The sequence below is a fragment of the Azospirillum sp. TSH100 genome (assembly GCF_004923295.1).
Classification (GTDB): domain Bacteria; phylum Pseudomonadota; class Alphaproteobacteria; order Azospirillales; family Azospirillaceae; genus Azospirillum.
Genome location: NZ_CP039634.1, coordinates 2,257,488 through 2,281,941 on the forward strand (window position 1 = coordinate 2,257,488; position 24,454 = coordinate 2,281,941).

Annotated in this window: 26 protein-coding genes; 5 read left to right on the forward strand and 21 right to left on the reverse strand. The window is 65.9% G+C overall.

What is annotated here, in order from left to right:
• The first annotated feature begins 21 nt into the window (after positions 1-21).
• Together E6C72_RS10645 and E6C72_RS10650 are read left to right on the forward strand one after the other, a co-directional pair.
• Positions 22-963, forward strand: a complete 942-nt coding sequence (locus tag E6C72_RS10645; RefSeq protein ID WP_109443706.1) for an ABC transporter substrate-binding protein — start codon at positions 22-24, stop codon at positions 961-963.
• Between the two features lie 126 nt (positions 964-1,089).
• Positions 1,090-1,917, forward strand: a complete 828-nt coding sequence (locus E6C72_RS10650; RefSeq protein WP_109443582.1) for a universal stress protein — start codon at positions 1,090-1,092, stop codon at positions 1,915-1,917.
• Positions 1,918-1,963: 46 nt separating this feature from the next.
• On the opposite strand, the gene E6C72_RS10655 is transcribed toward E6C72_RS10650, so the two are convergent.
• From E6C72_RS10655 to E6C72_RS10720, 14 genes are all read right to left on the reverse strand, one after another.
• Positions 1,964-2,776, reverse strand: a complete 813-nt coding sequence (locus tag E6C72_RS10655; RefSeq protein WP_109443581.1) for an inositol monophosphatase family protein — start codon at positions 2,774-2,776, stop codon at positions 1,964-1,966.
• Between the two features lie 37 nt (positions 2,777-2,813).
• Positions 2,814-3,404 (reverse strand): hypothetical protein, encoded by a 591-nt coding sequence (locus E6C72_RS10660; protein ID WP_247882049.1) that lies wholly within the window; start codon positions 3,402-3,404, stop codon positions 2,814-2,816.
• Positions 3,405-3,515: 111 nt separating this feature from the next.
• Positions 3,516-3,824, reverse strand: coding sequence for a hypothetical protein (locus tag E6C72_RS10665; RefSeq protein ID WP_109085466.1), 309 nt, complete (start codon positions 3,822-3,824; stop codon positions 3,516-3,518).
• Between the two features lie 163 nt (positions 3,825-3,987).
• Entirely contained in the window at positions 3,988-5,229 is a 1,242-nt protein-coding gene (hflX, locus tag E6C72_RS10670; RefSeq protein ID WP_247875663.1) for a GTPase HflX, read from the reverse strand.
• A 91-nt stretch (positions 5,230-5,320) separates the two neighbouring features.
• The gene (gene hfq, locus E6C72_RS10675) at positions 5,321-5,569 is read right to left on the reverse strand and encodes an RNA chaperone Hfq (RefSeq protein WP_012974114.1); all 249 of its coding nucleotides are present in this window, start codon (positions 5,567-5,569) and stop codon (positions 5,321-5,323) included.
• A gap of 62 nt (positions 5,570-5,631) precedes the next feature.
• The gene (locus tag E6C72_RS10680) at positions 5,632-6,360 is read right to left on the reverse strand and encodes an HAD family hydrolase (protein ID WP_109085467.1); all 729 of its coding nucleotides are present in this window, start codon (positions 6,358-6,360) and stop codon (positions 5,632-5,634) included.
• A 37-nt stretch (positions 6,361-6,397) separates the two neighbouring features.
• Positions 6,398-6,805, reverse strand: coding sequence for a type II toxin-antitoxin system VapC family toxin (locus E6C72_RS10685; protein WP_109085468.1), 408 nt, complete (start codon positions 6,803-6,805; stop codon positions 6,398-6,400).
• Positions 6,806-6,812: 7 nt separating this feature from the next.
• Complete coding sequence (locus tag E6C72_RS10690; protein WP_109085469.1) at positions 6,813-7,082, reverse strand: type II toxin-antitoxin system Phd/YefM family antitoxin; 270 nt, start codon at positions 7,080-7,082, stop codon at positions 6,813-6,815.
• A gap of 64 nt (positions 7,083-7,146) precedes the next feature.
• Positions 7,147-8,547 carry a sigma-54 dependent transcriptional regulator gene (locus tag E6C72_RS10695; RefSeq protein ID WP_109085470.1) on the reverse strand — a complete coding sequence of 467 codons (1,401 nt, stop codon included), beginning with the start codon at positions 8,545-8,547 and terminating at the stop codon, positions 7,147-7,149.
• Entirely contained in the window at positions 8,537-10,855 is a 2,319-nt protein-coding gene (locus E6C72_RS10700; RefSeq protein WP_109085471.1) for a PAS domain-containing sensor histidine kinase, read from the reverse strand. Before E6C72_RS10700 ends, E6C72_RS10695 begins: the two co-directional genes overlap by 11 nt.
• Positions 10,856-11,078: 223 nt before the next feature.
• On the reverse strand, positions 11,079-12,524 hold the full coding sequence (ntrC, locus tag E6C72_RS10705) for a nitrogen regulation protein NR(I) (RefSeq protein WP_136700723.1): 1,446 nt from the start codon (positions 12,522-12,524) through the stop codon (positions 11,079-11,081).
• Complete coding sequence (locus E6C72_RS10710) at positions 12,524-13,750, reverse strand: nitrogen regulation protein NR(II) (protein ID WP_109085473.1); 1,227 nt, start codon at positions 13,748-13,750, stop codon at positions 12,524-12,526. Before E6C72_RS10710 ends, ntrC begins: the two co-directional genes overlap by 1 nt.
• Complete coding sequence (gene dusB / locus E6C72_RS10715) at positions 13,750-14,736, reverse strand: tRNA dihydrouridine synthase DusB (protein WP_109085474.1); 987 nt, start codon at positions 14,734-14,736, stop codon at positions 13,750-13,752. The genes E6C72_RS10710 and dusB overlap by 1 nt, the downstream gene beginning before the upstream one ends.
• Positions 14,737-14,891: 155 nt before the next feature.
• The gene (locus tag E6C72_RS10720; RefSeq protein ID WP_109085475.1) at positions 14,892-15,722 is read right to left on the reverse strand and encodes an inner membrane protein YpjD; all 831 of its coding nucleotides are present in this window, start codon (positions 15,720-15,722) and stop codon (positions 14,892-14,894) included.
• Positions 15,723-15,896: 174 nt separating this feature from the next.
• On the opposite strand from E6C72_RS10720, the gene E6C72_RS10725 reads away from it, so the two are divergent.
• From E6C72_RS10725 to E6C72_RS10735, 3 genes are read left to right on the forward strand one after another with little or no spacing between them, the layout of a single operon-like run.
• Positions 15,897-17,069 (forward strand): bifunctional 2-C-methyl-D-erythritol 4-phosphate cytidylyltransferase/2-C-methyl-D-erythritol 2,4-cyclodiphosphate synthase, encoded by a 1,173-nt coding sequence (locus E6C72_RS10725; protein WP_109085476.1) that lies wholly within the window; start codon positions 15,897-15,899, stop codon positions 17,067-17,069.
• Between the two features lie 36 nt (positions 17,070-17,105).
• On the forward strand, positions 17,106-17,609 hold the full coding sequence (locus E6C72_RS10730; protein ID WP_109085477.1) for a CinA family protein: 504 nt from the start codon (positions 17,106-17,108) through the stop codon (positions 17,607-17,609).
• Between the two features lie 41 nt (positions 17,610-17,650).
• Positions 17,651-17,839: a 4-oxalocrotonate tautomerase gene (locus E6C72_RS10735; RefSeq protein WP_109085478.1), complete on the forward strand. Its 189-nt coding sequence runs from the start codon at positions 17,651-17,653 to the stop codon at positions 17,837-17,839.
• Between the two features lie 30 nt (positions 17,840-17,869).
• Here the strand turns inward: E6C72_RS10735 and E6C72_RS10740 are convergent, their stop codons facing one another.
• The 7 genes from E6C72_RS10740 to E6C72_RS10770 all read right to left on the reverse strand — a co-directional run bounded on the left by E6C72_RS10740 (position 17,870) and on the right by E6C72_RS10770 (position 24,394).
• Positions 17,870-18,325 (reverse strand): type II toxin-antitoxin system RatA family toxin, encoded by a 456-nt coding sequence (locus tag E6C72_RS10740; protein WP_109085479.1) that lies wholly within the window; start codon positions 18,323-18,325, stop codon positions 17,870-17,872.
• A gap of 36 nt (positions 18,326-18,361) precedes the next feature.
• On the reverse strand, positions 18,362-19,318 hold the full coding sequence (lipA, locus tag E6C72_RS10745) for a lipoyl synthase (RefSeq protein WP_109085480.1): 957 nt from the start codon (positions 19,316-19,318) through the stop codon (positions 18,362-18,364).
• 62 nt (positions 19,319-19,380) lie between these two features.
• Positions 19,381-19,866, reverse strand: coding sequence for a DUF29 domain-containing protein (locus E6C72_RS10750; protein ID WP_109085481.1), 486 nt, complete (start codon positions 19,864-19,866; stop codon positions 19,381-19,383).
• A gap of 56 nt (positions 19,867-19,922) precedes the next feature.
• On the reverse strand, positions 19,923-21,320 hold the full coding sequence (gene lpdA / locus E6C72_RS10755) for a dihydrolipoyl dehydrogenase (protein ID WP_109085482.1): 1,398 nt from the start codon (positions 21,318-21,320) through the stop codon (positions 19,923-19,925).
• Positions 21,321-21,335: 15 nt separating this feature from the next.
• Positions 21,336-21,638, reverse strand: coding sequence for a chorismate mutase (locus tag E6C72_RS10760; protein WP_109085483.1), 303 nt, complete (start codon positions 21,636-21,638; stop codon positions 21,336-21,338).
• A 19-nt stretch (positions 21,639-21,657) separates the two neighbouring features.
• The gene (locus E6C72_RS10765) at positions 21,658-22,989 is read right to left on the reverse strand and encodes a pyruvate dehydrogenase complex dihydrolipoamide acetyltransferase (protein ID WP_109085484.1); all 1,332 of its coding nucleotides are present in this window, start codon (positions 22,987-22,989) and stop codon (positions 21,658-21,660) included.
• Between the two features lie 16 nt (positions 22,990-23,005).
• Entirely contained in the window at positions 23,006-24,394 is a 1,389-nt protein-coding gene (locus E6C72_RS10770; protein ID WP_109085485.1) for a pyruvate dehydrogenase complex E1 component subunit beta, read from the reverse strand.
• Between the last annotated feature and the right edge of the window lie 60 nt (positions 24,395-24,454).

Sequence of the window (24,454 nt, forward strand, 5' to 3'; positions counted from 1 at the left end):
CACCCGATGAAGCACCTGCCGATGAAGCACCTGCTTACCGCCGGCCTGATGGCCGCCAGCCTGATGACCTCGCTTCCGGCATCGGCCCAGGAAAAGCTGTCCGTGATGCTGGACTGGTTCGTCAACCCGGACCACGCCCCGCTGGTGGTGGCGCAGGAAAAGGGCTTCTTCAAGGATGCCGGGCTGGAGGTCACCCTGACCGCCCCGGCCGATCCCAACGACCCGCCGAAGCTGGTCGCCGCCGGCGGCACCGACATCGCCGTGTCCTATCAGCCGCAACTGATCCTTCAGGTGGACGAGGGGCTGCCGCTGGTCCGCATCGGCACGCTGGTGTCGACACCGCTGAACTCCGTCGTCGTCCTGCGCGACGGACCGGTGAAGTCGCTGAAGGACCTGAAAGGCCGCAAGGTCGGCTATTCGATCGCCGGCTTCGAGGACGCGTTGCTGGGCGCCATGCTGGAGAAGCAGGGGCTGAGCCTGAAGGACGTCGAGCTGGTCAACGTCAACTTCTCCCTGTCGCCGTCGCTGCTCTCGGGGCAGGTCGACGCGGTGGTCGGCGCCTTCCGCAACTTTGAACTGAACCAGATGGAGATCGAGAAGCACCCCGGCCGTGCCTTCTACCCGGAGGAGGAGGGTGTTCCCCCATATGACGAGCTGATCCTGGTCGCCCGCAAGGACAAGGCGAACGATCCGCGATTCAAGCGCTTCCTGGCGGCGGTGGAGCGTGCCACGCTCTACATCCTGAACCATCCTGAAGAATCGCAGGCCGCCTTCGTCAAGGGCCGGCCGGAGCTGAACGACGAGCTGAACCGCCGCGCCTGGGCCGACACGCTGCCGCGCTTTTCCCACAGCCCGGCCGCCCTGGATGCCGAGCGCTACACGCGCTTCGCGGAGTTCCTGAAGGCACGGGGGCTGATCAAGGCGGTGGCGCCGATCGACCAGTATGCGGTGGTGGTGAAGTAACCGCCTGCCCCCATCGTCCGGCCCCATCCAGCAGCGTTGCCATAAGCCCCGGCGGAGCGTTACCTAGAGGGAAACCGCTCCGCCGGCTGATGGCGGACCAAGCATAAGATTGGGAGACGCGAGGGCATGCCGATCAAGACCATCCTGCTGCACATGGCCAACGACGACGCCCATGCCAACCGTCTGGCGGTGGCCGCGTCCCTGGCCAAGCGCTTCTCCGCCCATATCCAGGCTCTCTATATCGCTACCCCGGTGTCGATGCCGGCTGGCGCCACCGGCCGCGCCGCCTCCTACGGCTTCATGGCGGAAGCGACCGCCATCGCCCATGAAAATGCCGAACGGATAGAGCAGGAGGTCCGCCAGTCGCTCGATGGTCTGCCCTATGACTGGACAATCGAGGAAGGCGACCATGTCGAACTGTTGGCCGAGCGGGCGTCCTACGCCGACCTGATCGTGGTTGCGCAATCGGCGGCGGTGCGCGCGGGTGAGCGCGTGTCGCTCCACCACATTCCTGATCGCCTGCCACTGGAGACAGCCACCCCGGTCCTGGTCCTGCCGCCGAGGCAACCCGCCAAAGCCCCCATCGGCCGCCATGTGCTGATCGCCTGGAAGAACAGCCGCGAATCGGCCCGCGCCGTCCGCGCCGCCATGCCCTTCCTGGAGAGCGCGGAGTCGGTGAGCGTGCTGACCGTCGAACCGCTCGGGCAGCAGAGCAACGAAGCGGCATCCCTGGTCGACTGGCTGCACCGTCATGGCATCGCCGCCCGTCCGCAGTCGGTCATCGCGTCGGGTGGCGAGGTCGGAGACATGATCCTGTCCTGCTGTACCGACCAGGGCGCCGACCTGCTGGTGATGGGCGCCTACGGCCACTCCCGCCTGCGCGAACTCGTGCTGGGTGGGGCGACGCGCACGGTGCTTGACGGTCTGGCCCTGCCGGCATTGCTGGCCCATTGAGGATTGGGGACGGGGGCAAGATCGCCCCCGCCTTCACCTCCCGTACTCACCCAAACAGCTGCGCATGCAGCGCCTGCCAGCTATCGTGGTCGGGCGCCAGCAGGATGCTGCCGTCCAGCAGCCCCGGCCGGTAGGGCGTGCCGTCGATCAGGGCCGAATAACCGCCAGCTTCCGCATGCAGAAGCACGCCGGCCGCATGGTCCCACGGCATCAGCCGATGATAGAGCGAGTAGTGCGCCCGTCCTTCGAGCAGCCGCAGATATTCCTGCGCCGCACTCGACAGGCACACCCGCTCGGCGACCCCCGCGCTGCGCTCCTCCAGCTTGAGCCTCATCTCTTCGCTGCAGAAGCGGGTCGACAGCGCCCCCACCATCTGCGGCAGCGGCACCGCGGGCGCGACATGGACACGGCGTCCGCCGAGCCAAGCGCCCTGCCCCTTCATCGCCGTCGCCATCCGCCCATCGACCGGGTCGTGGATCCAGCCGGCGACCGTCTCGCCCTTGCAGGCGAGCGCGACGATCACCGCGAACATCGGCCGGCCCTGGGCGAAATTGATCGTGCCGTCCACCGGATCGATGATCCACACCGGATCATCGCCGTGGATGCGGTCGAGCACCCGTTCGTCTTCCGACGCCGCTTCCTCCCCAATCACGCGGCTTCCCGGCAGCAGGGCCGACAGCGCCGGGGTCAGGGCCCGCTCCGCCGCCTCGTCCGCCAGCGTGACGAGGTCGGTTGGTCCGGTCTTCTGCCGGATGCCGGCGGCGTCGAGCTTCTGGAAATAGGGCATGATCTCCGTCTGCGCGACCGAGCGGATCAGGTCGGACACGCGGTCGATGTCGGGGAGCGGGAAACCCGTCATGTCTGGTTGGCCTCTAACGGTTCGAGGATGGTGACGATCAGCGCTTCGCCGCCGGCTTGCTGCCGGGCGCGCTATCGAGTTTCAGCACGGGATCGCCAGCCTTGGGATCGGTCAACAGAACCTTGCCGTCCAATCCGCTGTCCTTCAACGCCTTGGATAGCGCATCGAGGGTGGCGCGGTCTGCCGCAGCCGCTGCGGCCTCCTTGGCCGGATCGGGCGGAGGCGGTGGCACCGGTCCGCCCTGCGCGGGCTGGCGCGGCGCCTTGGGATCGGGCGGCGGTGGGGGTGGGGGTGGGGGGGGCGTGCCGGCGGTTTCCTTCTCCGGTTCCGGTTCCGGCGGCGGCGGCGGCGGCGGTGGTTGCCACATGCGGAAGCAATCGGTGAAGGTCGTCTGCTTGCATTCCTTCAGCAATCCGGCGGCATCCGGTGCCACAACCTGCGGTTCGTCGGGTGCCACCGGCAGCGGCCTTGGCGGAGGAGGAAGCGGATCTTCGGGCGGAGTTTCAGGCTCTTCCACATAGCCGGGCGGCAGCGGCATTCCCGGACGCAACGGCACCGCCGCCGCCAGTGGCTGGGAGAATGCCAGCAAAAGCGGCAGCGCCGGCATCAGACGGCCGACACCGGTCATAAGGATACGGGACGGGAAGCAGAGCACGACGGAACCGCGGCGATGGCGAACGGCCCATTATGGCCCGCCATCGCAGGTGCCGTCATCCCTCAAGCGTGTGTCAAATCACCATCACGCCGCGGCACGGTGATCGTGATGAGAGCGATGCTGCGGTCCACCGCTGAAGCCGCCATAGCCCCACGCCGCCAGTTCACGGCAGATCGCGGAGATTTTCGCGGCCTCATCGGCATTCGGCTCCCGCTCGGCAGCCGCTTCGATCAGGTGCATCAGGGTATCGCGTCCCTCGGGCGTGCGTGAAAGCTCCTGCAGGCGCAGCAGGGCAGCACCCGGCGGCAACTTCTCCTGACGGGCGACGAGGGCAACCTGATCAGCGAGAAAGGCCGTGATCGAGAAGCACGACGGATCGGTTTGCAACCGCATTGGCAGTCCTCCTCAAGGGGGAGCACGACCGCTCCCTTCCCATCATCGGACCCCAACGGCTGAATGACCACGCCGCATTCGTCTTAAGACCGGAGTGGGGTGCAACAGGTCATAGTTGTGGATTGCACCCCATTCCGTTTGGCCAGACACCCAACCACGCCGCCTAAGGTTGCGGCTCGGCCTGGATAGAGGGTTGGAAGCGCTTTTCGAACCGGGCGAGGTCGACGGGGTCGATCGAGACATGCAGGTGCGCATGCTCCTCGTCGTCGTAGCGGTCCAGCACCTCCCCTTTGGCATAGAGCCAGGCAAGCGCCGCCCCGTCGCCGAGGTCGACCGACAGGTCGACGACCTGCCGGTTGACGTTCATCCGCTGGTCCAGCAGGCGGTCGAGATCGTCGATCCCCTCACCGGACAGAGCGGAGACCGCCACGGCCTGCGGGTTTCGGCTGGTCTGGGCCAGGATCGCCGCGCGGCTTTCCTCGTCCAGCGCATCGATCTTGTTCAGAACCTCGATCACCCGGTCGTCCGTCTCCGGGTCGATGCCCATGTCGGACAGCACCTCATGGACGTCGGCCTTCTGGGCCTCGCTGTCGATGTGGGCGATGTCGCGGACATGCAGGATGATGTCGGCGGCGTCCACCTCCTCCAGCGTGGCGCGGAAGGCGGCGACGAGTCCGTGCGGCAGATCGGAGATGAAGCCGACCGTGTCCGACAGGATCACCTTGCGCCCCGACGGCAGGGTGACCTGCCGCATGGTGGGATCGAGCGTGGCGAACAACAGATCCTGGGCGAAGACGTCGGCATTCGCCAAGCGGTTGAACAGTGTCGATTTGCCCGCGTTGGTGTAGCCGACCAGCGCCACCACCGGGTACGGCACCTTGGCACGTGCCTTGCGGTGCAGGCCGCGGGTACGCCGGACCTCCTCCAGTTCCTTCTTGATCTTGATGATCCGGTCGCCGATCAGGCGGCGGTCAAGCTCAAGCTGCGATTCGCCCGGGCCACCGAGAAAGCCGAAGCCGCCGCGCTGGCGTTCCAGGTGGGTCCAGGACCGCACCAGCCGGGATTTCTGATAGGTCAGGGAGGCCAGTTCGACCTGAAGCATGCCTTCCCGCGTCCGGGCGCGGGCACCGAAGATCTCGAGGATCAGGCCGGTGCGGTCGATGACCTTCGCCTTCAGCGCTCGTTCGAGGTTGCGCTGCTGGACTGGCGACAGGGCGTGGTCGAGGATGACAAGCGTCGCCTCCGCCTCCTCCACCACCTGTGCCAGATGCTCCACCGTGCCGGAGCCGAGCAGGGTCGATGGCTGCGGCCGGTTCACCTTGGCGCATTCGGCATGGACGACGTCCAATTCGATGGCCTGGGCAAGACCGACCGCTTCCTCAAGCCGGGATTCGGGAGGGCGCATGTCCCCGTCCGCCTCACTGCGGAGGACGGGGTGGACCACGATGGCCCGCGCGGCGCCTTCAGGGGCCGCGCCGTTACCATTGGTCAAGGGATCAGACGCTTTCACCTTCCTTGGGCGGCTCGAAAAGTTGAATGGGATGGGCCGGCATGACCGTTGAAATTGCGTGCTTGTAGACGAGCTGGGAATGCGCGTCGCGCCGCAGAAGTACCGAGAAGTTGTCGAACCAAGTAATGATGCCCTGGAGTTTCACGCCGTTCACGAGAAAGACGGTTACGGGAGTCTTGTTCTTACGGACGTGATTTAGAAACACGTCCTGCACGTTTTGGCTTTTTTCAGACATTTTTCATGCCCCCTTCTTCAATGTTCTTGGGACCCCTTCGTTTAGGCGGTCCGCTCCCCGTTTCACGGTGCAGGTGTGGTGCGCGTTGGTACCGTCTCGACAGCCGTTTGCAGGGATATGGTATCACCATTGCCATCCACCAAGCCATACAGCGCGCTGTAAAGCGCGGTGCAGTCGGTGTGGCGATGGGCAGGGGGAAAGCGGTCGAAGCCACTCCCCTCGCCCAGCCCTATTAGCACCGGAACGAGCCCGGCGCCATGGGCGCATTCCATATCGATGTCGGCATCGCCGAGAAACCAGACATCGGCACCGGCTTCGATGCCTGACGGCTCCAGCGCCATCCGCACCGGGGCTATATGGGGCTTATCGAATTCCGCATCCTGGGCGCCGACCAGCCTGCCAAAATAGCGGCTCCACCCCAGTGCCTCAGCCTCGGCCCGCAGGAACTTGCCATTTTTGTTGGAGACCACCGCCTGATAGACGCCAAGTTCGTGGAAATGGCTCAGCAGGGTCTCGGCACCCGGCAGCGGCTTCAACCCATCCAGATGATGGGCGGCGAAATAGGCGTAGAACAGATCGCGCGCGTCGGTCCAGTGCTCGCCGAAGATGCGCGGGAAGCTGTCGCGCAAGGACGCCTTGATCCGCTCGCGCGCCTCCTCAGCACTCCAGGGGGCAAGGTCGAAGGACACCAGCGCATGATTCAACGCCTCGCGCACCGTGTCCCAGTTGCTGACCAGGGTGTTGTCCCAGTCATAGACGACGGCGCGCGGCAGGGTGATGGAGGCGGACAAGGGGAGTGCTCCGAAGGTCAGAAATTGCAGCCACAGATCAGCAGGAGTGCACACGGATTGTCCCCGATGCGGCTGCATAGTCATGGATCACCCTATCCCGGGTCATGAGAGGGACGCCGAGTTCGCGGGCGGTGGCAATCAACAGCCGGTCGGCCGGATCGTTGTGGAGAGGTTCCGGCAGGCTCGACGCGCCGAGCGCCGCTTCCAACGAAAGCGGCAGGCAGCGCAGCCCGGCAGCGGCAAGAAACCGCTGTATCCAGGCCGAGGGCTCGAGATCCAGGCGAATCCGGCCTTTGCGGACCAGCGTTCCAATTTCCCAGGCAGAGACCGTCGACACCAGGATGCCGCCGGTCGATCTTTCCTGTTCTATGCGATCGCAGGCATCGGGAGAAAGTTCAATTCCGGCGTCGAGCCATAGAACCACATGGGTATCGAGCAGGATCATTCGGCTGTCACCGGTGAAGAATCCCGCTTTCCGCATCGAAGACATCGTCGCCGAAGGTTGGCCGGGTCAGGTCGTACTCTGCAACCACCTCCACGGATCCGGGATGGGCACCGAACAACGGCGGCAGCTCGCGGTCCGGCGGGTTCAGTTCAGCCACAGGGCGGCCATGTCTGGTCACCACGATCTTGGCGACGCGGTGATCCTCAAGGTCGTCGAACAGCGACAGGCATTTCGCCTTGAATTCGGTCACGCTGACCGTCACCACCGGCAGTCCCATTTTCGTCTCCGCCAAACTGGTCAAGTTTATATGACCAGTTTGGCGTCGCGATGCAAGGCACTGGTCACTCGATGAACATCTTCCCCTTCTCGCTGCCATGGACGCCGAGCGACTTCAGCTTGCGGTGAAGGGCGGAGCGCTCCATGCCGACGAACGACGCGGTGCGGGAGATGTTGCCGCCGAAGCGGGTGACCTGGGCCAGAAGATACTCGCGCTCGAACACCTCGCGCGCCTCGCGGAGCGGCAGCCCCATGATTTCGCCACCCTTGTCCCACTTCAGCACTGTCGGCGTGATGGCGCCGATTTCCGGCGGCAGGGTGTCGGCGCGGATCGGTTCCTTGGGGTCGCCATGGGCCATGATCAGCAGCCAGTCCACCACGTTGCGCAGCTGGCGCACGTTGCCCGGCCAGTCATAGGCCTGGAGTGCGGCCATCGCGTCCTCGCCGAACTCGCGGGTCGGCAGGCCGGACGCCTCGGCGGAGCGTTGCATGAAATGGCGGGCCAGCACCGGGATGTCCTCGCGCCGCTCGGCCAGCGACGGTACGCGGATCGGCACGACCGACAGGCGGTAGAACAGATCCTGGCGGAAGCGGCCCTGCTCGATCTCCGCTTGAAGGTCGCGGTTGGAGGTGGCGATGACGCGCACGTCCACCTCGACCCGCTGGCCGCCGCCGACGCGCTCGAACACCTGCTCCTGAAGGGCGCGGACGATCTTGCCCTGGGTTTCCAGCGGCATGTCGGCGACCTCGTCCAGCAGCAGCGTGCCGCCATGGGCCTGCTCGAAGGTGCCGATCTTGCGGCCGGGTCCGTCGACGCCGGCCTCGGTACCGAACAGCTCCATCTCCAGCCGCTCCGGCCGCATGGTGGCGCAGTTCAGACCGACGAAGGGCCCGCCGGCCCGGCGCGAGCGGGCATGGATCAGCCGCGCGACAACCTCCTTGCCGGCTCCGGGTGGGCCGGAAATCAGCACGCGGCTGCCGGTCGGCGCCACCTTGTCGATGGACTGGCGCACCTGATTGACCGCCGAGGACTTGCCGATCAACTCGACATCGCCGCCGGCGCGCAGTTTCAGTTCCTGATTCTCGCGCTTCAGCCGCGCCGCCTCGATCGCGCGTTCCACCATCAGCAGCAGGCGGTCGGCCTTGAACGGCTTCTCGATGAAGTCGTAGGCGCCGATCTTGATCGCCTGGACCGCGGTCTCGATGTTGCCGTGGCCGGAGATCATGATGACCGGCAGGTTGGCATGATCCCGCATCAGCTGTTCCAGGATCTGCAGGCCGTCCAGTCTGCTGCCTTGCAACCAGATGTCGAGCACGACGAGGCTCGGCCGGCGCGCCGCAACCTGGGCGAAGGCCTGATCGGCGTCGGCGGCCTCGCGCGTCTTGATGCCTTCGTCGTTCAGGATGCCGGCAATCAGCATCCGGATATCGGCTTCGTCGTCGACGATCAGAATATCATGCGCCATGGGCTTCGTGCCTCATCTCTCCGCCGGTCTCCGCCGGCCTGTCGTCACGGCCGCCCGCGTCATTCGCGACCGTAACCGGGTGTGGAATGACCAGGGTCACGCGCGCCCCAGGTCCGCCTTCGCGGTCCTCCAGGGTCAGCACGCCGCCATGGTCCTCCATGATCTTCTTGACGATGGCGAGCCCGAGCCCGGTGCCCTTGGCCCGCGTAGTCACATAGGGTTCGGTCAGCCGGTCGCGCTGTTCGCCGCCGGGCAGCCCCTTGCCGTTGTCCTCGACGGTGACGACGACCTTCTCGCCGTCATCCTCCACCGCGATCGCCACCTCTCCCGGCGGCAGCTCCGACCCGTCCGCCGTCGGTGTACGCCCTTCGATGGCGTCGGCCGCATTCTGCAACAGGTTGGTCAGCACCTGGGAAATCTGCCGGCTGTCGCAGGCAATCGTCAGCGGTCCCGACGGCAGCCGCGTGTCGAAGCGGATCTTCCCGGAATGCGCGCTCGATTGCAGGAAGACCGCCTGCCGGACCAGATCGTTGATGTTGACCGGCTTCATCACCGGCTGTGGCATCCGCGCGAAGGCTGAGAACTCGTCCACCATCCGTCGGATATCGTCGACCTGTCGGACGATGGTGTCGGTGCACATGGTGAAGACCTCCGTATCGCTGGAGATCTCCTTCAGATATTTGCGTCGCAGCCGTTCGGCGGACAGCTGGATCGGAGTCAGCGGGTTCTTGATCTCGTGTGCGATGCGGCGGGCCACGTCGGCCCAGGCCGCCTTGCGCTGGGCAGAGACCAGTTCGGTGATGTCGTCGAAGGTGACGACATAGCCCCGCACAGTGCCGTCACGCACCTCCGCCGCAATGCGGACCAGCAGGGTCAGTGTCGGCTTGCCAGGACGCCGGATCTGGATCTGGTCCTGCACCACGCGGCCGGGCTTCTTCGGCGCATTGTCCAGCAGGTCGCCGATGTCGGGCAGCAGTTCGACCAGCGGCATGCCGACCAGCCGTTCCGGATCCTCCTCGTCCAGCAGGCGGGCGGCGGACAGGTTCGGCAGGTTGATGGCGCCATCGGCATCGACGCCCAGCACGCCGGCGGACACGCCGGACAGCACCGTCTCGGTAAAGCGGCGCCGCTCGTCCAGCAGCCGGTTCGTCGACAGCAACTCGCGACGCTGCCCCTCGATCTCGGTTGTCATGCGGTTGAAGGCGCGTGACAGCAGGACGAACTCGTCCTCGCCCGGCGGTTCGGACACACGGACCGTCAGGTCGCCGGCGCGCACCCGCTCGGCGGCGCCGATCAGCGCGCTGATCGGGCGGACCAGCCGGGTGGCGAAATTCAGCCCGGCCCACACCGCCGCCAGCAGCAGCAGCATCGCCACCACCAGGAAGATCAGCGTGAAGGTGATCTGAAGGCTGCCGCGCTGATTCTCCAGCGCGGTGTATTCCTTCACCGCCCCTTCGGCCGACGCCATGTGCTGGAGCACCCGCGGCTCCACCATGCGGCCGACATAGAGGAATGTGTCGGACACGCGGTCCAGGCTGACCAGGGCGCGGACGCGGTCGTCGGATTCCTTGACGATCAGCGCGACCTCGCCGCCACGGGCCTGCTGGATCTTGTCTTCCGGGATCGGCTCGAATTCCAGGGTGAAGGTGTAGCCGGCCCGTGCGACGATGGCGCCGGTGGTGCCGTTGAAGACGATCGCCTCGGACAGCGCGCGCAGCATCGCCTGGGTGGCCACCACCTGCTCGAACCGCTCGGGGTCGCTGGAGAAGCGGGCCTCCTGCGACAGGTCGTTGGCCATGGCGAGCGCGTCGGCGCGGATGTTCTGTTGGTGCTCGTGCAGATAGGCACTGGCCACCACCAGGGATTCGTTCACCGCCGTCCGCACCCGGTCGCTGAACCAGCTCTGCACCCCGACATAGAAGAACAGGGTCGAGAAGACGGTCATGATGATGGCCGGCGCCACCGCCAGCACGCTGAACACCAGAACCAGCCGGGTGTGCAGCCGCGACCCCGCCAGCCCGCGCCGCCGTCCGATCAGGATGGCGACGATGCGCCGGGCGATCAACACGCCCAGCGTTAGCAGGATGGCAAGGTCGAGGGTTAGCAGAAGCGTGACGGTCCGCGGGTTGGCCTGTCCGAATGGCGCACTCTCCGTCATCGCCGCATAGGTGGCGAAGCCGGCGGCCAAGGCGGCGAGCGAAAGGGCAAACGCAAGCCGTTTGCCCAGCCCGACCCGGCGGGACCATTGGAGAATCTTCTGCCAGACCGGTCTTTGGCCGGCTGCTGCGATGTCGGTGTTGGGTGGCATGGTCCGGCGCTAATCTGTTGCCGGAAAGATACACCTCTGTTGCGGCCCTGCCAAGCCGCAATGAATCTGCCTTTCGGACAGCACTGGTTACGCCAGAAGGCTTCAGAGCAACCGTGCGTTCGATGCGCTGTGGTTTGCCGCCCTCCAGGTACAGGCTGTGTCGCAATTTTGGCACGGATCGGCTGCGGCGGCGGGGGCACCGCCACGCGCCGCCGGATGCCGTTTATTTGATGCCGCGCATCACCTGGATGTCCAGATCGCGGATTTTCTTGCGCAGCGTGTTTCGGTTCAGGCCGAGCAGCTGGGCCGCCTTGATCTGGTTGCCCCGCGTCGCCGACAGGCTGAGCGAGATCAGTGGCCGTTCGATCTCGCGCAGCACCCGATCATAGAGACCATTGGACGGCATGCCGTCCTTGTGGGCGGCGAAATAGTCCTTCAAATGGCGCTCGACCGCGGAGGAGAGGCCTTCGCTCTGTGGCTCCTCCACCGGCTGGGCGGCAGGAGTGGCATCGGCAAGCTCCGCTTCCACCACATCCAGCCCGATGACCTCCTGCGAATAGAGGGCAGCCAGACGACGGACGAGGTTTTCCAGCTCGCGGACGTTGCCGGGCCAGCGGTAGCGCTTCAGCCGGTCCATCGCCGCCTGATCGATGCTCTTGGCCGGAAGCCCCTGGCTGATGCCGAGATTGAGGAAATGGCGGACCAGCAGCGGGATGTCCTCGGTCCGCTCACGCAGCGGCGGCAGGCGGATCGGCACGACGCACAGGCGGCAGAACAGATCCTCGCGGAACAGGCCCTGACGGATCAGGGTACGCAGGTCGCGGTGGGTCGCCGCGATGATGCGCACATCGGTCTTGATCGCAGTGCGCCCGCCGACCGTGGTGTATTCGCCCTCCTGCAACACGCGCAGCAGCCGGGTCTGGGCGTCGAGCGGCATGTCGCCGATCTCGTCCAGGAACAGGGTGCCGCCCTGCGCCTGCTCGAACCGGCCGGTCGACCGGTTGGTCGCACCGGTGAAGGCGCCCTTCTCGTGACCGAACAGCTCGGATTCGATCAGCTCGCGCGGGATGGCCGCCATGTTGATGGCGACGAAGGCGCCGTTGCGCCGCTTGCCGTAATCGTGCAGCGCACGGGCCACCAGTTCCTTGCCGGTACCGCTCTCGCCGGTGATCATCACCGTCAGGTCGGTGCCCATCAGGCGGGCCAGCACCCGGTAGATTTCCTGCATGGCGGGCGAGCGGCCGATCAGCGGCAGCTGTTCCTCGCCCTCCATGTCGCCGCCGGGCATGGTGGCCGGCGGCGTGTTGGTGTTCAGCGCCCGTTCGACGACCGACACCAGTTCCTTCAGGTCGAAGGGCTTGGGCAGATACTCGAAAGCCCCGCGTTCCGCCGCCTTCACCGCGGTGATCAGCGTGTTCTGCGCGCTCATCACGATCACGCGCATTTCCGGCCGCAGCTTCTTGATGCGGGGGATCAGATCCAGGCCGTTCTCATCCGGCATCACCACGTCGGTGATGACCAGATCCCCCTGCCCGTCCGCCACCCAGCGCCACAGCGTCGCGGCGTTGCCGGTGGTGCGCACCTCGTGCCCCAGCCGGGCGAGGGCCTGCGTCAGGACGGTGCGGATGGCGCGATCGTCATCCGCGACGAGAATGGTCGCCGCGCTCATCACCGAGTCCCCCGGCCGCCCTTGGACTGCAAGCCAGCATCAGAAATTTTCGAGTCCCCGGAAAGCTTCGGTTCATCGTATTTCGAATCATCGTACATCGGCAGCGACACCTTGAAGACGGTCCGGCGAGGCTGGCTGTCGAACTCGATGGTTCCGCCATGGTCGCCTATCAGTTTCGCCACCAATGCAAGACCAAGGCCAGTCCCGTTCACTTTGCTGGTCACGAACGGATCGAACAGGTTGGATTGCAGGTCTTCCGGAATACCGTCGCCATTATCCTGAACCGTCACCAGCAGGGGCAGATGCCGACGCGCATCGCCACCGGGCAATGCCATGCGCACACCATGCTGGTAGGAGGTGGTCAGCGTGATCTCGCCGCCTGATTCTGGTGCAGCCTCTGCCGCATTTTTCACCAGATTCAGGAAAACCTGCACAAGTTGGTCGCGATTGCCGTAAACAGGAGGCAGCGACGGGTCGTAACGCTCGACAAAGCGTATTTTTCGGGCAAAGCCGCTCTGGGCGACCTTGCGCACATGTTCCAGCACCGTATGGATGTTCACCGCGGCGCGTTCCAGCGGCCTCTCGTCGGAGAACACCTCCATCCGGTTGACCAGGGCGACGATGCGGTCGGCCTCGTCGCAGATCAGGCGGGTCAGAACCCGGTCCTGGTCGCTGGCGTTCTCCTCCAGCAGTTGAGCGGCGCCGCGGATGCCCGACAGCGGGTTCTTCACCTCATGCGCCAGCATCGCCGCCATGGCGGTCACGGAGCGCGCGGCATGGCGGTGGGTCAGCGAATGATCGATCTTGCGGGCCAGCGACCGCTCATGGATGGTCAGCACCACATGGTCGGGCGGGTCGCCCATGGTCGCCACCTGCACCGTCACATGGTGCGGACCGATCCGGGGGGTGTCGATGACGACGCCGTCCTGGGACACGCGGCGGCTGCCGCGGCGGACCTGCTGAATCAGGCCCATCACCGGGCTGTCCGGCGGGAGCAGGTCGGGCAGCGGCATGCCCTCCATGGCATTGGCCGACAGATCGAAGAACTCCTGTCCCTCCAGATTGACGAAGCGGATATCGCCGTTGCCGTCCACCACCAGCACAGGATCGGGCAGGCTGTTCAGCACCACCAGGGACTCCAGCCTGGGCGACCGCGCCGCTGACGACCGGTTGCGGCCACGCTGACTCTGGGCGGTCCCGGGGCTGGTTGTGGAAACGGGATCCATCAGGCGGCCATCCTTTCGATTGCCGGTTCGTAAAAGGCACGGATGCGGTCACGCACCGCGTTCGGGTCGCCCAACTGGTTGACCTCCTGCCGAAACTCGTTGGAGCCGCGCAGGCCGGTCGAATACCAGGAGACATGCTTGCGGGCGACCTTGATGCCGCCGTCGCTGCCGTAATGGCTCAGCATACTGTCGAAATGCTCCAGCAGCGTGTCCATCTGCTCATGCAGCGGTGGATCGGTCAGTTTCTCGCCGGTGCGCAGGTAATGCATGACCTGCGACGGGAACCAGGGCCGGCCATAACTGCCGCGCCCGATCATCACGCCGTCGGCACCGGATTCGGCGAGCGCGCGGTCCACCGCCTCGAAGCTGGTGACGTCACCGTTGACCACCACCGGGATCGATACCGCCTCCTTCACGGGACGGACGGCAGTCCAGTCGGCGGTGCCGGTGTAGAACTGCATACGGGTGCGGCCATGGACCGTCACCATCCTGATGCCGCATTGCTCCGCGATGCGGGCGAGGTTCGGGGCATTGCGGTTGGTCTCGTCCCAGCCCAGCCGCATCTTCAGCGTCACCGGAATGCTGACGGCCTTCACCACCGCTTCCAGAATTCGGCCGGCCAACGCCTCGTCCCGCATCAGCGACGAACCGGCGTGGCCGTTGACCACCTTCTTGACCGGACAGCCGAAATTGATGTCGACGACGGCAGCGCCACGGTCTTCGTTCAGCTTCGCCGCCTCGGCCATCACCTCGGGTTCGCAGCCGGCGAGCTGGACCGCCATCGGGAACTCTTCCGGCTCGGTCTCCACCATGCGCAGGGTCTGGCGGTTCTCGCGGATCATCGCCTGGCTGGCGATCATCTCCGACACGACGAGGCCGCAGCCCGCGCGCTTCACCAGACGGCGGAACGGCAGGTCGGAGACACCCGACATGGGCGCCAGGATCACCGGTCCGGCGAGCGTGATGGGTCCGATTTGTATGGTCATTCTCACCTGCCCGATTGATGGGCAAATCAACAAAGTGCCGTCAATTTGGGCAGATTATCACGCCGCTACAGTCGTGTGCAAGCGCGAAGCCCAAAGGGCACGCCCAAGCCTCGGCCGAAACATCTTTTCTTCCACCAGCTTGCCGCTAGGAAGGCTCAGTTCCAGGTCCACTGTCCGATCAGCACGTTCGACACGAACTTGACGCCGGGGTAGGCAAGCGTCGCCAGCAGATAGACGATCAGCATGGTGCGCGCTGCCGTCCGTCCGCGCACGCCAGTGCGGTACTCCGCCAGCAGAAGAATGCCAATCACGATGAAGGTCGCCAGCGACAGCAGGCTCTTATGGTCGGTGCGGAATAGCATCCCCTGCTCGAAATAGAGCACAGCCATGCCGGTGGCGAGGCCGGCGCCCAGCACCACCTCCGAGGCGATCAGCAGACGCAGTTGCAGCCGTTCGCTTTCCGCGACCGGGGGCAGGAACCGGCTGAGCGGAGTCGGCCGCTTGGTCTTCAGCGCGCGGGTCTGGATCACCGCCGCGAAGGATGACACGGCACTGAGCGTCAGCAGGGCATAGGTGAAGACGGACACCGCGATATGGAGATCGATCCAGACGCCCGGCGCGTTGCCGCGCAGGATCGGCGCCGGCGCGTCCTCGGTCAGCGTCGCCAGCAGGCAGACGACCAGCAGGTAGGGCAGCAGCAGCGGCGCCAGCCTCCAAGCAGTGGCGTGGAACAGGCTGAGCCCGATGAACAGGGCCATGCAGGCGGCGGTCGTCACCCAAAGCGCGGTCGAGAAGCCGGTCTGCCACTGGCCGGCGACCTGAAGGATCGCCCACATGCCGGGTCCGGCGGCAGCGAGCAGCAAGGCACCCCAGAAGGACCAGCCGCGCCCCTCCACCCCCTGCCCAGCGATGCGCCGGTAGGGATAAAGGGCGGCAGGCACCAGGGCCACCAACGCCGTCAGGCTCAAAAGGATGTTCTGCGACATGGACCCGAATGCACTCCCGTCTTTCCGCCATCCTGCTGCCGGAACACGCCGACCGGCCCTGGACATGGTCCGGGGCTTGGGGACGGCAAGGCTCGGCACTTGGCGGAACCACGGCGACAGGCTAGGCTCCGCGACGTTTCCGTCAAGTGGCTATCATATCTTACGGTTTGCCTCATGCCCACCTGCATCGCGCCCACCTGTGTCGCCCTGATCGTGGCCGGCGGATCCGGCCAGAGATTCGGGGCCGAACGGCCGAAGCAATATCTCGACCTCGCCGGCAAGCCGGTGCTGCGCCGGACGGTGGAGGCTTTCCTCGGCCATCCCCAGCTCACCGGCGTGCGCGTCGTCATCGATCCGACCTGGCGCGAGACTTATGACGCCGCCGTCTCCGGTCTCGGCCTCCCAAGCCCGGTGGCAGGCGGCGCCAGCCGGCAGGAGTCGGTGCGCAATGGGCTGGAGGCTCTGGCCGCCGACGGCGCGCCAGATCTCGTGCTGATCCACGACGCCGCCCGCCCGCTGATCGACGCGTCCACCATCGGCGCGGTCATCGCCGCCCTCGACAGCACGCCGGGCGCCATCGCCGCGGTACAGGTCGCCGATACGCTGAAGCGCGGCAGCGAATGCGTCATCACCGGCACGGTCGACCGCGAGGGGCTATGGCGGGCGCAGACCCCGCAGGGCTTCCGCTTTCCTGCCATTCTGGAGGCGCACCGCACCGCCGCCGGCCTAACGCTGACCGACGATGCCGCCGTAGCGGAGCAGGCTGGGCTGGCCGTCGCCCTGGTGCCGTCCAAGGAGGACAATTTCAAGGTGACCACCCCCGACGACCTCACCCGCGCCACCCGCGCGGTCATGAGCAGCCTGTGGGATGTGCGGACCGGCAGCGGCTTCGACGTCCACCGCTTCACCGATGGCGACTTCGTGACGCTCTGCGGCCTGCGCGTGCCGCACAGCCACGGGCTGGAGGGGCATTCGGATGCCGACGTCGGCCTGCACGCCCTGACCGACGCCATCCTTGGCGCCCTGGCCGCCGGTGACATCGGCAGCCACTTCCCGCCGACAGACCCGCGCTGGCGCGGGGCCGACAGTTCCAGGTTTCTGCGGCACGCCGCCGATCTGGTTGCGGAACGCGGCGGCGTCATCGCCCATGCGGACGTCACCATCATCTGCGAACGGCCGAAGGTCGGACCGCACCGCGCCGTCATGGCGGAGCGCATTGCCCAAATCCTGGGCATCGAGGTCGGGCGGGTCAGCGTCAAGGCGACCACCACCGAACAGCTGGGCTTCACCGGCAGACGGGAGGGCATCGCGGCACAGGCGGTGGCGACGATCAGGCTTCCCGGTTAACATCCGAACCAACCAGACGAACCGGGAGAGGCCGTCATGTTTCCCGAGATCATCCGCGACCTCGCCGCACAGACGCTTGCCGAGTATGGCCTTGCGGGCTTCATGCTGGCGACGGCCGAATCCTGCACCGGCGGCCTGATCGCTGGCGCGCTGACCGACATCGCCGGTTCATCCAAGGTGGTCGACCGCGGCTTCGTCACCTATACCAACATCGCCAAGACGGAACTTCTGGGCGTTCCCGCCAGCCTGCTGCATGCCCATGGCGCCGTCAGTCCGGAGGTCGCCGTCGCCATGGCCGTTGGTGCCCTGGCAAAGTCGCGGGCCGACGTGACGGTGGCGGTGACCGGGATCGCCGGTCCGGGAGGGGCCACGGAGAACAAGCCGGTGGGCCGGGTCTATGTCGCCACCGCCGTACGCGGTGGAGCGGCGAAAGCCAAGGAATATACCTTCCCTGGCGACCGTGACGCCGTGCGGATGGCGACGGTTCAGGCGGCGCTGGAGCGGCTGCGACTGGCCCGGCCGACCGGAAGCCTGCGCTGAGAAAACGCTTGTAAGCTCTTTATAACGAAGGAAAAGACCTGATGCCGACCATCAACATACAGCTGTTCGAGGGCCGCACCGTCGAGCAGAAGCGGGAGTACGCCAAGGCGCTGACCGAGGCGACCGTGAAGGTTCTCGGTTGCTCGCCCTCGGCGGTGGACATCATTTTCCAGGACGTGAAGAAAAGCGACTGGGCAAGCGGCGGACAGCTTTGGTCTGACAAGACCTGACCGCCCGCATCCATCCATCCGCAGCCGGCGTCAGGCCGGTTGCGTCGCCCGGCCCGGCCCGTAAAGCTGGGCCGCACGCGTTTCAAAGGCCTGCACCATGCGGCGCACCGCCTCGTTGAACAGCAGGCCCATGATCTTCTGGAGCATCTTGGAGCGGAACTCGAAGTCAACGAAGAAGTCGACGCAGCAGCCGCCGGGATGGTCGTTGAAGATCCAATGATTGTTCAGATACTGGAATGGCCCGTCGGTATACTGCACGTCGATGCGGCACCCGGGCTCATTCAGCTCCACTCGCGAGGTGAAGCGTTCGCGGACCATCTTGAAGCCGATGATCAGGTCCGCAAACATCACATTGCCTTCGCGCTTGCGGATGCGGGCCGCCAGGCACCAGGGCAGAAACTCCGGATACTTCTCCACATCCGCGACCAGGTCGTACATCTGCTGGGGCGTGTAGGGAAGAACCTTCTTTTCCGCGTGCGTCGGCATGCCCGTACCATATCCTTTCTTATTGAACCGCCTGCATCAGGCGGCGGCGACCCCCAGCTTGCGCAGCCGGGCTTCACGCAGCTTCTCGAAATCCGCGCCCGCATGGTAGGACGAGCGCGTCAGCGGCGACGAGGCCACCAGCAGGAAGCCCTTGCCGCGGCCAACGGTGGAATAACCGTCGAACTCCTCGGGAGTCACGAAACGATCCACCGCCGCATGCTTGGGCGTGGGCTGGAGATACTGCCCAATCGTCAGAAAGTCCACATCGGCGGAGCGTAGATCGTCCATCACCTGCCCGATCTCCTCCTTCGTCTCGCCCAGACCGACCATCAGGCCGGACTTGGTGAAGATCGTCGGATCCAGCTCCTTCACCCGCGCCAGCAACTGCAGCGAGGCGAAATAACGGGCACCTGGGCGGATGTTGGGGTACAGGCGCGGAACGGTTTCCAGATTGTGGTTGAAGACGTCGGGCTTGGCCTCAACCACCACCTCGACCGCACCCTTCTTCTTCTGGAAGTCGGGGGTCAGGATTTCGATGGTGGTCGTCGGCGACGCGGCACGGACGGCGCGGATGGTGCGGGCGAAATGCTCGGCACCACCGTCGGCCAGATCGTCGCGGTCGACCGAGGTGATGACGACGTGGCTGAGTTTCAGCTTGCCGACCGCTTCCGCCACATTGTCCGGCTCATGCGGATCCAGCAGGTCCGGGCGCCCGGTCTCGACATTGCAGAAGGCGCAACCGCGCGTGCAGATGGAACCCAGGATCATGAAGGTGGCATGCTTGTGCTTCCAGCACTCCCCGATGTTGGGGCAGGCGGCCTCTTCGCACACCGTGTTCAGCTTCAGCCCGCGCATCAGTTGGCGGGTCTCGTTGTATTCCTGGCTCATCGGTGCCTTGACCCGGATCCAGGCCGGTTTGCGCTGGATCGGGTTGTCGGGCTTGTGGGCTTTTTCGGGGTGGCGCAGCTTCTCGGTCTGGTCGACGAGGGTCATGGTTTAAAGCTCCCGATGGCCGACGCGATGCCCCGGCCCCGACAATAGGTGCGATGAGGATGTCAAACCCGCCATTCCGGCGGAAACAGCTCGGCCGGATAGGCCGGATCGAGCGCCTGGTCAAGTGTGAAAGGCGACTCGACCGGGAAATGGCCGTCAGGGGCATCCGCCTCGACGGCGGCCCGCAAGCGGGCATCCGAGTAAACCTCGGCGAAGATGTCGGCAATGTATGGCCGGAGGCTGGGGCTGTCCTTGATCTCGCGGATCAGTTTCTTCCGCTGCTCCCGGACGGTAAGGCGCCAGCCGCGCTCGCAACGTTCCCGCAGATCGGAACAGAACATCCACTTCAGAATATGGACCAGCAGAATGCCGAGGCGGCTGTCGATCTCGGATTTCTGGCTGCGGCCCATGCTCTCGATCTCCTCGGCGACGTTCTCCCAGTCGACCGGGGCATTGTTCCGTTCGGCGCCGGCACGGCGAAGCTCCTGCGCCTGGGCTTGGGTCCAGGCGTAGAAATCCTCGTCATACGCGGCACTGCTGCGGTCCATGGCTCCGTCCGGTTGGGAGAAACGACACCTCGGAAATCCCTGGCGGAAAATCCTAATTAAAAGTGGATCGCCCGGCCATAGGCATCAAGGACCGACTCATGCATCATTTCCGACAGGGTCGGGTGCGGGAACACCGTGTGCATCAGTTCAGCCTCGGTCAGCTCCGACGATTTGGCGATGCCGTAGCCCTGGATCAGCTCGGTCACTTCCGCGCCGATCATGTGGGCGCCCAGCATCTCGCCGGTCTTGGCGTCGAAGATGGTCTTGATCAGGCCTTCCGGCTCGCCGAGTGCGATGGCCTTGCCATTGCCGACGAAGGGGAAGCGGCCGACCTTGATCTCGTAGCCGGCTTCCTTCGCCTTCTTCTCCGTCAGGCCGACCGACGCGATCTGCGGGTGCGAATAGGTGCAGCCCGGGATGTTGCGGACATTCAGCGCATGCGGATGCTTGCCGGCGATGTGCTCGGCCACGATCACGCCCTCGTGGCTGGCCTTGTGGGCGAGCCAGGGGGCGCCGGTCACGTCGCCGATGGCGTACACACCCGGCTCGTCCGTCTCGCACATCGGGTTGGTCTGGATGTGGCCGCGGTCGGTCTTGACCTTGGTGTTCTCCAGGCCGAGGCCCTCCGTGTTCGGGCTGATGCCGACGGCGACGATGACGCGGTCGACCGTGATGTCCTCGGTCTTGCCGCCGGCCTCGACGGCCACGGTCACGCTGTCGGCGGCCTTGCGCAGGTTGCCGGCCTTGCCGCCGGTGATGATGCGCATGCCCTGCTTTTCAAAGGCTTTCCGGGCCATTGCCGAGATTTCCTCATCCTCCACCGGAAGGATGCGGTCCATCACCTCGACCACGGTGACCTTGGCGCCCAGGGCGTTGTAGAAGCTGGCGAATTCGATGCCGATGGCGCCGGAGCCGATGACCAGCAGCGACTTCGGCATGCTGTCCGGAGTCATCGCCTTGCGATAGGTCCAGACCAGCTTGCCGTCATCCTCCAGGCCCGGCAGTGTGCGGGCACGGGCGCCGGTGGCGATGATGATGTGCTTGGCGCCGAAGGTGCCGACCGGGGCCTCGCCCTTGGAAACCGCAACCTGCCCCTTGCCGAGCAGCTTGGCGGAGCCTTCGATCACCGCGACCTTGTTCTTCTTCAGCAGGTGCTTGACACCGCCATTCAGCTGGCCCGCGACCTTGCGCGAGCGGGCGACGACCTTGTCCAGGTCGAAGGACGGGTTCTGGATGACCAGACCATAGTCGGCGGCATGCTTGGCGAGATGCAGCACCTCGGCCGAGCGCAGCAGCGCCTTGGTCGGGATGCAGCCCCAGTTCAGGCAGATGCCGCCCAGGTTTTCACGCTCGATGACCGCGGTGTGCAGGCCCAGCTGCGCGGCGCGGATCGCCGCCACGTAACCGCCCGGTCCGCCGCCGATGACGATGACGTCGTAATTGATGTCGGCCAAGGGTGTTCTCCCCATTCAGGAGCGAGGCGCATCCTCGCGGCCGGCGGCAAAGATGCCTTCCTCGACCCGGCACGCCTCGTCGATGATCGTCTGGTACAGGGTGGCCATGAAGTCCGGATCCAGGCCGTAGGCCTTGCCCGCCTCGGCCGCCCGCCGTTTGACCGCTTCGACGCGGTCGGGTAGGACGGCCGGCAGGTTTTCCGTCATCTTCACCGCTGCGACGCGGTGGACGACGGACAGGCGCTTGCCCAGCAAGGCGACGATCTCGTCGTCGATGGCGTCGATTTCGGCGCGGAGCGGGGCAAGGGCTTTCGACATGGAACCGGTCCTCTAACCGTCAGAGCAGCATCGAGAGCGGATCCTCGAGCAGCTTCTTCACCGCTCCAAGGAATTCCGCACCGACGGCGCCATCGGCCACGCGGTGATCGAAGGTGCCGGTCAGGCTCATCACCGTGGCGATGGCCAGGGCGCCGTCCTTGACCACCGGGCGCTGCTCGCTGGCGCCGACCGCCAGGATGCAGGCCTGCGGCGGGTTGATGATCGCCTGGAACTGCTTGATCCCCATCATGCCCAAGTTGGAGATGGAGATCGTGCCGCCCTGATACTCTTCCGGCTTCAGCGCATTGTCGCGCGCCTTCTTGGCCAGCACCTTCATCTCGTTGGAGATGTCGGCCAGACCCTTGGTTTCCGCCTTCTTGACGATCGGGGTGATCAGCCCGGTCGGGGTGGCGACGGCAACCGAGATGTCGGCGTGCTGGAATTGCAGCATCGCCTCGTCGGTCCAGGCGGCGTTCAGTGCCGGGACCTTCTTCAGCGCCAGCGCCACGGCGCGGATGATGAAGTCGTTCACCGACAGCTTGTAGGCGTCGGAGCGGCCGTTCAGCTCGGCACGGACCTTCATCAGCGCATCGATCTCGACATCCACCGTCAGGAAGTAGTCGGGAACCGTGCGCTTCACCTCGCCCAGACGCTTGGCGATGGTCTTGCGCATGCCGCTGTTCGGCACGGCGGTGTAGGCCATGCCCAGCTTGTCGGCGAGCGCCTTGGCATCAACACCCTCGGCCTTCGCCGGGGCCGGAGCCGCCGCGGGAGCCGGAGCAGCGGCGGTCGGAGCCGGGGCAGCGGCCGGAGCGGCAGCAGCCTTGGCGGGACCGGCGGCCTTGGCTGCCTCGACGTCGGCCTTGACGATGCGGCCGTGCGGGCCGGTGCCCTTCACGGTCTTCAGGTCGACACCGGACTGCTCGGCGATGCGGCGCGCCAGCGGGCTGGCGAACACGCGGGCACCACCCGCCGCCGGAGCGGCGGCCGGGGCCACCGGAGCCGGAGCAGCGGCGGCCGGAGCGGACGTGGGGGCCGGGGCAGCGGCCGGAGCGGCGGCCGCCGGAGCCGGAGCGGAGCCGGCGGACGCCAGCGCGCTCTCGTCCTCGCCCTCTTCCAGCAGGATGGCGATCGGGGTGTTCACCGCGACGCCCTGGCTGCCGGCCGGGATCAGGATCTTGCCGATGCGGCCTTCATCGACCGCCTCGACTTCCATGGTGGCCTTGTCGGTCTCGATCTCGGCGAGAATATCGCCGGACTTCACCGTATCGCCTTCCTTCTTCAGCCACTTGGCGAGGTTGCCCTCGGTCATCGTGGGCGAGAGGGCGGGCATCAGAATCTGAACGGTCATCCTATCAGCCCTCCTCTCAACGGTAGCAGGCTTGCTTGGCGGCCTTGACGATGTCGGCGACCTGCGGCAGCGCCAGCTTTTCCAGGTTGGCGGCGTAGGGCATCGGCACGTCCAGGCCGGCCACGCGGGCCACCGGCGCGTCGAGATAGTCGAAGGCCTGCTCCATCATCAGCGCGCACATTTCCGAACCGATGCCGGCGAAGGGCCAGCCTTCCTCGACGGAAACGAGGCGGTTGGTCTTCTTGACGCTGTTGACGATGGTGGCGGTGTCGAGCGGACGGATCGTGCGCAGGTTGATGACCTCCGCGTCGATGCCTTCCTTCGCCAGCTCCTCGGCGGCGGCCAGGGCATGGCCGACCATGATCGAGAAGGCGGTGATCGTCACGTCCTTGCCCTGACGCTCGATCTTGGCCTTGCCGATCGGCAGGACGAACTCCTCGTCCTCCGGAACCTCGAAGCTCTGGCCGTAGAGAATCTCGTTCTCCAGGAAGACCACCGGGTTCGGATCGCGGATCGCCGCCTTCAGCAGGCCCTTGGCGTCGGCCGCCGACCAGGGCGAGACGACCTTCAGGCCCGGGCAATGCGCATACCACGAGGCATAGCACTGCGAATGCTGGGCCGCCACGCGGGCGGCCGCGCCGTTCGGGCCGCGGAAGACGATCGGGCTGCCCATCTGGCCGCCCGACATGTACAGCGTCTTGGCGGCGGAGTTGATGATGTGGTCGATCGCCTGCATGGCGAAGTTGAAGGTCATGAACTCGACGATCGGCTTCAGCCCCTTGAAGGAGGCGCCGACGCCCAGACCGGCGAAGCCGATCTCGGTGATGGGCGTGTCGATGACGCGACGCTCGCCGAACTCCTGCAGCAGACCCTGGGTCACCTTGTAGGCGCCCTGGTACTGCGCGACCTCCTCGCCCATGACGAAGACCTTCTCGTCACGGCGCATTTCCTCGGCCATCGCGTCGCGCAGCGCTTCGCGGACCGTCTTCTTCACCGTCTTGGCGAAGAACTTGTCCTCGTCCGAATCCGGAACCGAAACCGGGGCGGCCGGCACGGTCGGGGCCGGAGCCGGGGCGGCTTCGACGACGGGCGCCGGAACCGGGTTGGCAGGAGCGGCGGCGGTCGGGGCGTTGCCGCCCTTGGACAGCGCACTCTCGTCCTCGCCCTCTTCCAGCAGGATGGCGATGGGGGTGTTCACCGCGACATTGTCGGTGCCTTCCGGCACCAGGATCTTGCCGACGCGGCCTTCATCGACCGCTTCGACTTCCATGGTGGCCTTGTCGGTCTCGATCTCGGCGAGAATATCGCCGGACTTCACCGTATCGCCTTCCTTCTTGACCCATTTCGCCAGCTTGCCCTCGGTCATGGTGGGCGACAGGGCCGGCATCAGCACTTCGATCGGCATTCCTCAACCTCCGGCGGCGCGGGGAAACCGGTTGCGACTCCCATGATGGGGGCAACCCGT

What these genes read in the sequence shown, in the direction of transcription:
- E6C72_RS10645 (WP_109443706.1), top strand. Translation starts at nt 22, where the DNA reads ATGAAGCACCTGCTTACCGCCGGCCTGATGGCCGCCAGCCTGATGACC.
- E6C72_RS10650 (WP_109443582.1), top strand. Translation starts at nt 1,090, where the DNA reads ATGCCGATCAAGACCATCCTGCTGCACATGGCCAACGACGACGCCCAT.
- E6C72_RS10655 (WP_109443581.1), bottom strand. Translation starts at nt 2,776, where the DNA reads ATGACGGGTTTCCCGCTCCCCGACATCGACCGCGTGTCCGACCTGATC.
- E6C72_RS10660 (WP_247882049.1), bottom strand. Translation starts at nt 3,404, where the DNA reads ATGACCGGTGTCGGCCGTCTGATGCCGGCGCTGCCGCTTTTGCTGGCA.
- E6C72_RS10665 (WP_109085466.1), bottom strand. Translation starts at nt 3,824, where the DNA reads ATGCGGTTGCAAACCGATCCGTCGTGCTTCTCGATCACGGCCTTTCTC.
- hflX (WP_247875663.1), bottom strand. Translation starts at nt 5,229, where the DNA reads ATGCGCCCTCCCGAATCCCGGCTTGAGGAAGCGGTCGGTCTTGCCCAG.
- hfq (WP_012974114.1), bottom strand. Translation starts at nt 5,569, where the DNA reads ATGTCTGAAAAAAGCCAAAACGTGCAGGACGTGTTTCTAAATCACGTC.
- E6C72_RS10685 (WP_109085468.1), bottom strand. Translation starts at nt 6,805, where the DNA reads ATGATCCTGCTCGATACCCATGTGGTTCTATGGCTCGACGCCGGAATT.
- E6C72_RS10690 (WP_109085469.1), bottom strand. Translation starts at nt 7,082, where the DNA reads ATGGGACTGCCGGTGGTGACGGTCAGCGTGACCGAATTCAAGGCGAAA.
- E6C72_RS10695 (WP_109085470.1), bottom strand. Translation starts at nt 8,547, where the DNA reads ATGGCGCATGATATTCTGATCGTCGACGACGAAGCCGATATCCGGATG.
- E6C72_RS10700 (WP_109085471.1), bottom strand. Translation starts at nt 10,855, where the DNA reads ATGCCACCCAACACCGACATCGCAGCAGCCGGCCAAAGACCGGTCTGG.
- ntrC (WP_136700723.1), bottom strand. Translation starts at nt 12,524, where the DNA reads ATGAGCGCGGCGACCATTCTCGTCGCGGATGACGATCGCGCCATCCGC.
- E6C72_RS10710 (WP_109085473.1), bottom strand. Translation starts at nt 13,750, where the DNA reads ATGGATCCCGTTTCCACAACCAGCCCCGGGACCGCCCAGAGTCAGCGT.
- dusB (WP_109085474.1), bottom strand. Translation starts at nt 14,736, where the DNA reads ATGACCATACAAATCGGACCCATCACGCTCGCCGGACCGGTGATCCTG.
- E6C72_RS10720 (WP_109085475.1), bottom strand. Translation starts at nt 15,722, where the DNA reads ATGTCGCAGAACATCCTTTTGAGCCTGACGGCGTTGGTGGCCCTGGTG.
- E6C72_RS10725 (WP_109085476.1), top strand. Translation starts at nt 15,897, where the DNA reads ATGCCCACCTGCATCGCGCCCACCTGTGTCGCCCTGATCGTGGCCGGC.
- E6C72_RS10730 (WP_109085477.1), top strand. Translation starts at nt 17,106, where the DNA reads ATGTTTCCCGAGATCATCCGCGACCTCGCCGCACAGACGCTTGCCGAG.
- E6C72_RS10735 (WP_109085478.1), top strand. Translation starts at nt 17,651, where the DNA reads ATGCCGACCATCAACATACAGCTGTTCGAGGGCCGCACCGTCGAGCAG.
- E6C72_RS10740 (WP_109085479.1), bottom strand. Translation starts at nt 18,325, where the DNA reads ATGCCGACGCACGCGGAAAAGAAGGTTCTTCCCTACACGCCCCAGCAG.
- lipA (WP_109085480.1), bottom strand. Translation starts at nt 19,318, where the DNA reads ATGACCCTCGTCGACCAGACCGAGAAGCTGCGCCACCCCGAAAAAGCC.
- E6C72_RS10750 (WP_109085481.1), bottom strand. Translation starts at nt 19,866, where the DNA reads ATGGACCGCAGCAGTGCCGCGTATGACGAGGATTTCTACGCCTGGACC.
- E6C72_RS10760 (WP_109085483.1), bottom strand. Translation starts at nt 21,638, where the DNA reads ATGTCGAAAGCCCTTGCCCCGCTCCGCGCCGAAATCGACGCCATCGAC.
- E6C72_RS10765 (WP_109085484.1), bottom strand. Translation starts at nt 22,989, where the DNA reads ATGACCGTTCAGATTCTGATGCCCGCCCTCTCGCCCACGATGACCGAG.
- E6C72_RS10770 (WP_109085485.1), bottom strand. Translation starts at nt 24,394, where the DNA reads ATGCCGATCGAAGTGCTGATGCCGGCCCTGTCGCCCACCATGACCGAG.